Source organism: Bradyrhizobium sp., assembly GCF_035570375.1.
In the GTDB taxonomy this organism is placed as follows: Bacteria; Pseudomonadota; Alphaproteobacteria; order Rhizobiales; family Xanthobacteraceae; genus Bradyrhizobium.
Window position 1 is genome coordinate 1 of sequence record NZ_DATMLW010000263.1, and the last position, 9,150, is coordinate 9,150.

A 9,150-nucleotide genomic window follows, 5' to 3' on the forward strand; every position below is an offset into this window, starting at 1 on the left:
CGTGCCGTACGGCAGGACGATCTTGATAAAATCCAGAACCGCAAAATCCTCTGGCAATTCGATCATTGAAATTTAGCCTCCGTGCTGCGGAAATTGATCGACCCCGAATTGCTCCTTCGAACCAGCGCACGAATCGTGACGTGCCCGCAATCCGGGCCGTCTGAACGAACCCGATAGTGAAAAATCCTGCTCGCAACTTTGCGGGCATTAACGTTGTCCAGGCGTCCGACAGACGACGATGTTACGAGACCCTCCGGTTGTAAAGATACACGAGCGCACGGACTATCATCGCGCGACGGTTGCGAACCCCCAAACCCTCACTAAACGTCCTTTGGAGGATTCCATTTGCGCTTGAACCAGCGTACCGGTCGCGAGTTCTTGATGAAGCCGGGCCGACGCGCAAACGTCAGATAACCCCATTCGTCTTTCCAGACTCGTATCCGTTTGTTGGCATCCTCGTTGCACAAACGGTCTAACACCGCCGTCACGAACTCCGGCGGCAGACCCGTTCTGCCGGCGATGTTCTGGGCGGTCTGGTATCGTGATGTCGTGCTGATCAACGCAAGAACGTCCTGCGCATCCTCCACGTCGCGTCCGCCAACTGGATCACCGGGAAAATCCCAACCTGCGATTTGTCGCCGACGTATCAGATCGGCGCGCATTGTTGTCTCGACGAACCCGATCAGGCGCTTCCGCAGCGAGAGGCGCCAGGCAAACCGGAATGCCGTGCGCAAGCGACCGCCCTGTATTTCGGACTGCAATAACCGCGGAACGATCGCGTCGATGCGTGCTGTCATACGCTCGCACAAGAGGGTAAAGGCCTCCTCGTCCATTTGCGGCCAGCGCGGCAGCGGTATGGGATCCACTGCCGTCCCTAGCAACGGAATCACCGGAACCGTTCCGGCCTTGCCGGGCTGGCCGACAATCACATTGTTTGCTGCCACAACAAAGCTCGTGCGGAGGAAGTGTTGACAATTGCGGCGACCAAGCTGGAAGTCATGGTCGCGAAATCCCTCATCGAGAAAGCCGCCGAAGCCGCCAAGCAACCCGCAAGCGATTGCATACCGTTCGAGCGGCATATGTTCTTGGGCTTCGTCGGTTCGCGGTCTTCGGCGCAACGGCGCGATCAGGAACCGACTGAAGTCGCGTTCGTCGACGGCTGGGGCGAGATCCGATGCACGAAACCGCGCCTGATTCAGCAGTGTCGGGAACAGCGCTCGCGCAATCGCGGCGAGCGCAGGAGAAGGCGAGCCCTCGGAGGAAAATTTTGGAGGCTCCGGAAACGGCGCGACCATGATATTTGCGCGCTCGACGGCTGTGCCGTCGATCGGACCCGTCGATGCTTTTCCGATCAATGCAAACTGCGCATAATCGAACGGATTGTTGTTGACGAGGCCGCCATCGAGCGTCTCGAACTTGAAAACGTCACTGAGGCCGATAGTTCCCTCCGGAAAGGCGGGGCGAATAGCAACTTTCGCGGGCATCTCGACCGGATAGAGACGCTCAAGATAGTGTGGCCACGCAAACTCCAGTGTGCGCGAAGCAAGCCCAATAGGAAAGGCCCCGGAAGCAAGGGCCGCCTCCCCGTAACGTCCCCAGTCATTGAGCTTGTCTCCGACAAGACGTGGCAGCGTCGTTGCGGAAATCCCGATGCTTGCCCTCGCGGCATCGAGCTCAACCCAGGAAGCTGGATCAGCGATGTCCGTGCTGCCGATACCGCTAACGACGTAGTGGACACGGTCGCCGACCGTTTGCATCCCGTAGGCGGTGCCCTTGCCGAACTGTATCCGGTAGGGAATTCCACGCATGTTGGAGATCATGTTGTAGATGTGCAGGCGCTTGGCGACGTAAGGCACCGGCTGGGCGAGCGGCTTGCCGCTCTGCTCTTTTAGAGGTTCGATCGCGCTTCTCTTGATGGCATCAAGTACTGAAAAGTCGAGCAGCGAACGCACCACGACATTTCCGGGGACATCGCCGGTCCCGAGCAATCCACCTTTCGGGTCATCTTGGCTCACCATCGCCGGCAAAACCACCCAGGTGCGATGCAGCGACGGCAGCACGCAGCGGAAGCGCTGACGCGTCGGATAGTGATCGGGACAGCAATTGGCGATTTCCGACGGCGTGAATTCCCGTGGCAAAAAGCCACGCGCCAGCGCAATTGCGCCCAACGCCCCACTGATCGCGCCGGCCGATGCACCTGCATGACCTTCAGCACGACACGATGATTGGGGACTCCCGGCTTGCCGCGATCCTTTTCCCATTCGCTCAGCGCTTGAAACAAAAAATCGAGGACGCCTGCGGTGTAGGCTCCGGCCGAGATCGCGCCAGCCAACACGAGACCGAGCTGGAACGGCTTGGTCTCAGCCAGGGTCGCGTTACTCTCTGTCATGCAAAAATTCCTCCTTACCGGAGGAAACTCCGCGATCCGCACAGTCTGAAACGCGGCAAATGCAACCCCACCTTGCCGGCGGACGTCGCTAACGTTCCCCCAAATCTTCGGTAGAAAGGATGTTCTGAATCCGTTTAGTTGTAAAGATATCTTGAGGCACGCACAGGACGCCGCGCTATCCGTTGGCGGCGACAGTGGGATTCGAAACTACGGTACGACTCAAGACCAGTGACAACGCCCCACGTCAAAGCAAAGCGCGACACCCAGATCGAGATCGACTCCCATCCGTGAAGACCCTGCTCGTACAACCTAGCGTTGGACCAACAAAATCGCTTGTGGCGTGCTGTTGGAGAAAAGTTGGAGAAGCGAACGGCTTCGACCTCGGAAACGACATTAAGCGACTGAAATCATTGGCGCTCCCAAGGGGAATTGAACCCCTGTTTCAGCCTTGAGAGGGCCGCGTCCTAACCGCTAGACGATGGGAGCGTAACGGTGGGTCCAAGGGAATAGCCTTGAAACCGGGCCGCCGCAAGGCGGGGTTTCTTATCCCTCCCCCGCGGAACGCGTGGGGAGGGAAGGCGAAGCGAAGGCCAGGGTGGGGGGCTTTTCTTATAACTCCCACCCCGATGCTCGTTGCACTCGCATCGACCCTCCCCGCAAGGGGGAGGGAGAAGAAGCTGGAGCTGACTCTCACGGCTCGTTCACAAACCTCAAGCTACCGGCGGCCTTGAGCGTATGCGCGTCAAAGGTGCGGATCTCGACCGTCCCGCCGACATCGATCGTCACCACCAGCCGGTCGCCGGCGACGGCGGTGGAGATGATTCGCCCGCCCTTCGGCATAATCGCCGCGATGTCGGGCGCGTTGGCGCTTCCCTCGGTGCGGAAAAGACGGTAGCCGATGGCAATCAAGACGGCCGAAATCGCAAGCGCCGTGGTCAGGCCCGCGATCAGCATCATGCGCCGCACCCGGACAAACAGCGCGGCCTGCTCCGGGGTCGGCTCGGGCAATGCGGCTTCGGTCATCGACGGCTCTTCAAGAGGTTGGCACTACCTTGGAACAAGGCACAGATCGCGGTCAAAGGCTTAAAGTCATCGTCGAGGGAGACGAGGGCTCGACCCGGCTCGACCGCGTGCTCGCCACGCGCCTCATCGATGTGTCCCGATCGCGGCTGAAAGCCTTGATCCTTGCCGGCCGCGTCGAAGTCCAAAACACCCCCATACGCGACCCCGCTTATCATGTCGGGCGGGGCGATACGATCACAATCGACGTGCCACAGCCCGCCGCCGCAGAGCCGTTGCCGGAAAATATCGCGCTCGACATCGTCTACGAGGACGACGACATCATCGTCATCGACAAGCCAAAAGGCTTGGTCGTGCATCCGGCCGCCGGGCACGAGACAGGTACGCTCGTCAACGCGCTGATCGCCCATTGCGGCGCGAGCCTCTCTGGCATTGGCGGGGTCAGGCGTCCGGGGATCGTGCACCGGCTGGACAAGGATACGACCGGGCTGATGGTCGTGGCCAAGAATGACGCCGCGCACCGCTCGCTGTCGGCGCAGTTCGCCGATCACGGCCGCAGCGGTGAAATGCGGCGCGGCTATCTCGCCTTTGTCTGGGGAGTGCCGAACCGGCAGCGCGGCACGATCGACGCGCCGATCGACCGCCACGTTTACGCGCGCGAGAAAATGGCCGTCCGCCCCGGCGGTCGACAGGCCGTCACCCATTGGGAGACTTTGGAAAGTTTTAAGGGGGTGGACGGCAAGCCGGTCGCCGCCCTCCTTGCCTGCGAGCTCGAGACCGGGCGCACCCACCAGGTCCGGGTACATCTGGCCCATATCGGCCACCCGCTGATGAGCGATTCCGTCTATAGCCCGCACTTCAAGACCAAGGCCAGCCAGCTCGGCCCGCGGAGCCAGGCGGCCCTGAGCGGCTTGGGCCGCCAAGCGCTACATGCATACCTTCTGGCCCTGGAGCATCCCAAAACAGGGGTGATTCTGGAGTGGAAGTCGGATTTGCCGGAGGATCTCGCAGCTCTACGCCAAAGCCTCCAAGCGGCGCTATGACGCAGGACGTCCGGAAAAGCAATGCTATGACAACAGGTTATGGCAGCCACACCGGAACGTGACGGCGGTTTAACTTCCAAACGACCCCCCGTTTGGTGTATGTTGCAGTTGCGTTGGATAATCAACGTGGAACATCGCTGAGCGACTGGCTTTGACACAGCAGCCGCCTGCCTGGCCCGCCGCTATCGGGGGCCTGAACCTCTGGAGGGCGCTAAATGGCCCGTACAGCTACCCTGCCGATTCTCAATGGAGAATCCGGCCTTTCCCGGTACCTCGCCGAGATCCGCAAGTTCCCGATGCTGGAACCCCAGCAGGAATACATGCTCGCCAAGCGTTGGCGCGAGCACGACGATCGCGACGCGGCACATCAACTTGTCACCAGCCATCTCCGGCTCGTGGCCAAGATAGCCATGGGCTATCGCGGCTACGGATTGCCGATTTCCGAGGTCGTCTCGGAAGGCAATGTCGGCCTGATGCAGGCGGTCAAGCGGTTCGAGCCCGACAAGGGTTTTCGGCTCGCCACTTACGCCATGTGGTGGATCAAGGCTTCGATTCAAGAGTACATTTTGCGTTCGTGGTCGCTTGTGAAGATGGGCACCACCGCGAACCAGAAGAAACTGTTCTTCAATTTGCGCAAGGCCAAGAGCAAGATCTCGGCGCTGGACGAGGGTGATTTGCACCCCGACCAGGTGAAGACGATCGCCAGGCGGCTCGGCGTGACCGATCAGGACGTGATCGACATGAATCGCCGGCTTTCCGGCGACGCCTCGCTCAACGCGCCGATCCGCGACGACGGCGAAGCCGGCGAATGGCAGGACTGGCTGGTCGATACCTCGCCCAACCAGGAAGCCATGATGGCCGAGCACGAAGAGTTCGATCATCGCCGGGAGGCGCTCAACGGCGCCATCCAGGTGCTCAACCCCAGGGAACGCCGCATCTTCGAGGCGCGGCGTCTGGCGGAAGAGCCAATGACGCTGGAAGACCTCGCTGCCGAATTCGGGGTTTCGCGCGAACGCGTGCGCCAGATCGAAGTCCGCGCCTTCGAAAAGGTGCAGACGGCAGTGAAGGGCACCATCGCAAGGCAGGAAGCGGCGGCGTTGGAGGCCGCGCACTAATCGCTCGTGCGACAATCGCTGCGCGCGCTTGGCGGACCTGCGAGAGACATAAAAGGCGGATCGAGAACGAACGAGAAAGCCGGCGGCGACGCCGGCTTTTTTGTTGGGCTATCGCACGTGCGCGATCCCGATACTGGTTCGCCGAGAGTTGGGCACGAGACTCGTCGTGCCCGGGCTTGACCCGGGCATCCACGGCTTTCTTTTCGGCTGTGCCAAGACGTGGATGGCCGGGTCAAGCCCGGCCATGACGAAAGTACACAGTGTCAAAGACGATTCCAACGGCAGCTCCTCCTTGAACCTCGCCCCATGCTGCGCCGACCAAGGCAGGAACGTGCACTTTGTGAACGGAGGCGAGATGCCGATCACGCTGCAATCGACCGTCGGCGGCTTTTCGCCGGAATTCATGCGACGCCTGCCTGCGCTGGAGCGGCGATGATCGCGCACGGGCTCGAGCCTTCGGAGTTCGTGATCTCGAAGGACCGCGCCACGCCGGTGTCGGTGCCCTTCATCGGACCGTTCTTCTACGACTATACGGTGTTCGTGGGCGGGGAGAATTTCACGGTCACCGAGCCGAACGACATGGTGTTCCTGGATTACTTCACCAAGCGCTGCATCGCCGCGGACGAGGAACAGCCGGCCGATACTGCGCGAAATCGCGGGCTGATCCACCGCTTCTTCCGCTGGATGGCCCAGCCGGTGTGAATCAGCCTCACGAGCGATCAGGTTCGGTTTCATCTGTCCGGCCACGAATTCCTTTCCTTCTCCCCTTGCGGGAGAAGGTGGCGCGGACAGGGAATGGATTTGACATTCGCCACCGTGTTTACCGCGAGTTCGAAGGCGAATGTCAAATCCAAAACTCCACCAGAAAATTATAATTTGCTGGTGGTCCTTCGATTCCAACATTCGCAAACTGCCTGCCGAGACGGAATGCGAATGTTGGAATCGGACCACCAGTGATGCGATCCGACCTCTCCCGCAAGGGGAGAGGTGGCACCTTCGATGCCGTTCGATTTTGCCTCATCTCGGCATGTTTCACTCCCCCCACTGCCGCGCCAGCGTCGCCAGTTCGCAGCCCTCGCAATAGCGCGCGTCCTTGAAGTCGATCCAGTTGTGCGCATAGACGCGGTCGAGCGGAATCCGGTAACGCGCACGCAACACCTTCACCAAAATCCGCCATGCCGCGATTTGCGCCTCGGTGGCGCGGCGCGTGACGTCGGGATAATTGCCGGCGAATTCCACGCCGATCGAATTGTCGCGCACCACCTGGTGAAAGGTCGGACCGTTATCGATGTATTTGTTGTCGTTGCGGTTGGCGCCATCGCCATGGGTCGTCACCATCGTTTCCGGCACCGCCCAGTACACCGTGCCGTCGGTTTCAACCCAGACCGTGACGCCGCGCCGGGTCGGGTTCCTGGCCTGCGCCTCGGCGCCGCCCCGCGCCGACCCTGCCGGCCCCTCGGTCTGGTGCACGATGATGTTGCGCCAGGGATGGGCGTCGCCGACTTCGCCCCAAGGGGCAAGCCAAACCATCTTCAGACCCGGGATCTCCGGCATGCCGGAGGCGCGCGCAATCGTTTCGAGGTCCGGCGTTTGCGCCACCGCCGGGGTGAGCATCACAAACCCGCAGAGCGCTGTCAGCATGAGTCGCATCTTCATGGCTGCCCAATATGCGGCAGACCATCGCCGGATCAAGTGCGGGGAGAGCTCGAGCAGCTGTCTTGAGGAGCCGCCATCAGGCGTGCCGGCGCAGCGCAAGGCCCGACATGGTCGCGGCTTCCGGCACCAGCGGCGGGGAAGTCTCGTAGACCGAATAGCGGTTCTTGCCCTCTTTCTTCGCGACATAAAGCGCGTGGTCGGCCGCCGCGATCAGGCGGTCGGGGAAGCCGCCGATCTCCGGCGTCCATTGCGCGACTCCGATCGAGACCGCGATCGGCACCTCATTGGCCATCAAGGCGGCGGCGTCTTCGCGGCAAACGTCGATGATACGGCGCGCGACCATCGCGCCCTCGCGCAAGGTCGAGGCCGGCAGCACGATGCAGAATTCGTCGCCACCGGTACGCGCCAGCGTGTCGCCCGGCCGCAACCGCGTCTGCGCCATCAGCGTGAAATGCTGCAGGCAGGCATCGCCCGCCGCGTGGCCATGATTGTCGTTGATGGCCTTGAAGCTGTCGAGATCAATTACAAGAAGCGCGAACGGCTGCTTGCTGCGCTCGGAACGCGCGCATTCCTCGGTCAGGCGCTGCACCAGAAGCCGCCGGTTGGCGACGCCGGTGAGATCGTCCATCAGCGCGAGACCGGCGACCTCGTTGCGCAGCCGGTCGATCGCCATCACGAGGAAGCCGAAATTGAGAGACATCGACAGGAACATCAGCGCCAAAATCACGATCGATTGCGGCGTGTTGAACTGGACGAAGGAGAAATCGCCGCCGATCAGGAAGACCTTGGCGACGACCCGGAAGACATAGATCGCGATGATGAGTAGCGCGATGATGCCCGTGAGCCGGGCCCCGTAATTGACGCGGCCGTCCTCGCGCGACATCAGCAATCTGAGCGGCAGCGCCAGCGGCACGATCTGGCCGGTCGAATAGATCGCGATCCGCATGGTCGAGCTGTCATGGCCGAACACGAACAGCGCGAGGCCGGCAAAGCTGAGCCCGGTGATCAGCGAGGTCGCGCGCCAGCTGACTGGAGAATCGTAAAAGCGCTCGATCCCCATCGTGGCAAGGCAGCCGGAAAAGATCACGATCGTGCCGCCGACAAGCAGCGGTATCAGCGAATTTGTCACCATCAGCAGCATGGCAATCCCGGCGCCGGCGGCGGCGGCGAACGCGGAAGCTGTCCAGAAACGGGCGGCCTCGAATGACGGGTAGCTGCGCATGACGAAGGCCCAGATCAGGCCCAGCGCGAGGAAATTGACGACGAACGCCGTCCACAGCGTCGGTACGTTCAGCATCCTGAAACCAGAGCGACCACCGCCCCGTCTCCCCTTTTTCGACCACCCGGTCCGGCCAGTGCATGATCCGGAAAAGTGGAAACCGGTTTTCCGAAAAGATCATGCACCAATAAGACTCCAGCATATCGAACCACGAAACCCGGCCACCAAGCTCAGTGCTTGGGCCGGGTTTCGTGCTTAAAGGAAAGGAACGTGTGATGACGATCACAAAGCAGATCACTCTCGCGCTGGCGCTCGCTCTCGGCGCGACGATTGGCGCAGCCACCGCGGCTTCCGCGCAAAGCGCCTATACCACCGGTACTATCGCCTCTAGCGAACGCGCCGGCTATCCGTCGGTTGGCGGCTACGGCAGCGGACTTTATGCGTACGCGCCGGGCTACGGTTCAGCCAATGTTGCTGGCTATGGCCGGGACGGCAGAACGCACTATCTGCGCAGCGGTGTCGAAGCCGGGCGTTGAGATAAAGCGCTGTCTTCAGAATCGGACGCGGCCGATCTGTTGGCCGCGTCCGCTCTTGTCCAAAATTTCCTGTCTTACTCTTATAGCGCCGCCACCGCGCTCACTTCGATCAGAAATTGCTCCTGTACCAGGCGATCGATGATGAGCAGCGTGTTGGGCGGATAGGCGCCGT

The 9,150-nt window shown here is 61.3% G+C and carries 9 protein-coding genes and 1 tRNA gene; 5 read left to right on the top strand and 5 right to left on the bottom strand.

Annotated features, from left to right (window positions below; translation table 11 throughout):
- Positions 1-320: 320 nt before the first annotated feature.
- The 3 genes from VNX23_RS29115 to VNX23_RS29125 form a co-directional block, all read right to left on the bottom strand.
- A complete protein-coding gene (locus tag VNX23_RS29115; RefSeq protein WP_325635031.1) occupies positions 321-2,168 on the bottom strand; it encodes a hypothetical protein in 1,848 nt (615 codons plus the stop codon).
- A gap of 632 nt (positions 2,169-2,800) precedes the next feature.
- Positions 2,801-2,875, bottom strand: a tRNA-Glu gene (locus VNX23_RS29120).
- 204 nt (positions 2,876-3,079) lie between these two features.
- The gene (locus VNX23_RS29125; RefSeq protein WP_325635032.1) at positions 3,080-3,412 is read right to left on the bottom strand and encodes a hypothetical protein; all 333 of its coding nucleotides are present in this window, start codon (positions 3,410-3,412) and stop codon (positions 3,080-3,082) included.
- Between VNX23_RS29125 and VNX23_RS29130 the strand changes: the two genes are divergently transcribed.
- The 4 genes from VNX23_RS29130 (at position 3,397) to VNX23_RS29145 (ending at position 6,269) form a co-directional block, all read left to right on the top strand.
- Entirely contained in the window at positions 3,397-4,452 is a 1,056-nt protein-coding gene (locus VNX23_RS29130) for an RluA family pseudouridine synthase (protein WP_414643107.1), read from the top strand. The genes VNX23_RS29125 and VNX23_RS29130 overlap by 16 nt on opposite strands.
- 215 nt (positions 4,453-4,667) lie before the next feature.
- Complete coding sequence (gene rpoH, locus VNX23_RS29135; protein WP_325635034.1) at positions 4,668-5,567, top strand: RNA polymerase sigma factor RpoH; 900 nt, start codon at positions 4,668-4,670, stop codon at positions 5,565-5,567.
- Between the two features lie 166 nt (positions 5,568-5,733).
- Positions 5,734-6,003, top strand: a complete 270-nt coding sequence (locus VNX23_RS29140; protein WP_325635035.1) for a hypothetical protein — start codon at positions 5,734-5,736, stop codon at positions 6,001-6,003.
- Positions 6,000-6,269 (top strand): hypothetical protein, encoded by a 270-nt coding sequence (locus VNX23_RS29145; protein ID WP_325635036.1) that lies wholly within the window; start codon positions 6,000-6,002, stop codon positions 6,267-6,269. Before VNX23_RS29140 ends, VNX23_RS29145 begins: the two co-directional genes overlap by 4 nt.
- Positions 6,270-6,599: 330 nt before the next feature.
- On the opposite strand, the gene VNX23_RS29150 is transcribed toward VNX23_RS29145, so the two are convergent.
- Both VNX23_RS29150 and VNX23_RS29155 read right to left on the bottom strand, forming a co-directional pair.
- Positions 6,600-7,223 carry a peptidoglycan recognition family protein gene (locus VNX23_RS29150; protein ID WP_325635037.1) on the bottom strand — a complete coding sequence of 208 codons (624 nt, stop codon included), beginning with the start codon at positions 7,221-7,223 and terminating at the stop codon, positions 6,600-6,602.
- A 76-nt stretch (positions 7,224-7,299) separates the two neighbouring features.
- Positions 7,300-8,520: a GGDEF domain-containing protein gene (locus VNX23_RS29155; protein WP_325635038.1), complete on the bottom strand. Its 1,221-nt coding sequence runs from the start codon at positions 8,518-8,520 to the stop codon at positions 7,300-7,302.
- Positions 8,521-8,717: 197 nt separating this feature from the next.
- On the opposite strand from VNX23_RS29155, the gene VNX23_RS29160 reads away from it, so the two are divergent.
- Complete coding sequence (locus tag VNX23_RS29160; RefSeq protein WP_325635039.1) at positions 8,718-8,978, top strand: hypothetical protein; 261 nt, start codon at positions 8,718-8,720, stop codon at positions 8,976-8,978.
- The last annotated feature ends 172 nt before the right edge of the window (positions 8,979-9,150 follow it).

Excerpts from the sequence above, each read along its gene's own strand:
- VNX23_RS29130 (WP_414643107.1), top strand. The coding sequence starts at position 3,397 with ATGCGGCTTCGGTCATCGACGGCTCTTCAAGAGGTTGGCACTACCTTG.
- VNX23_RS29125 (WP_325635032.1), bottom strand. The coding sequence starts at position 3,412 with ATGACCGAAGCCGCATTGCCCGAGCCGACCCCGGAGCAGGCCGCGCTG.
- rpoH (WP_325635034.1), top strand. The coding sequence starts at position 4,668 with ATGGCCCGTACAGCTACCCTGCCGATTCTCAATGGAGAATCCGGCCTT.
- VNX23_RS29145 (WP_325635036.1), top strand. The coding sequence starts at position 6,000 with ATGATCGCGCACGGGCTCGAGCCTTCGGAGTTCGTGATCTCGAAGGAC.
- VNX23_RS29150 (WP_325635037.1), bottom strand. The coding sequence starts at position 7,223 with ATGAAGATGCGACTCATGCTGACAGCGCTCTGCGGGTTTGTGATGCTC.
- VNX23_RS29155 (WP_325635038.1), bottom strand. The coding sequence starts at position 8,520 with ATGCTGAACGTACCGACGCTGTGGACGGCGTTCGTCGTCAATTTCCTC.
- VNX23_RS29160 (WP_325635039.1), top strand. The coding sequence starts at position 8,718 with ATGACGATCACAAAGCAGATCACTCTCGCGCTGGCGCTCGCTCTCGGC.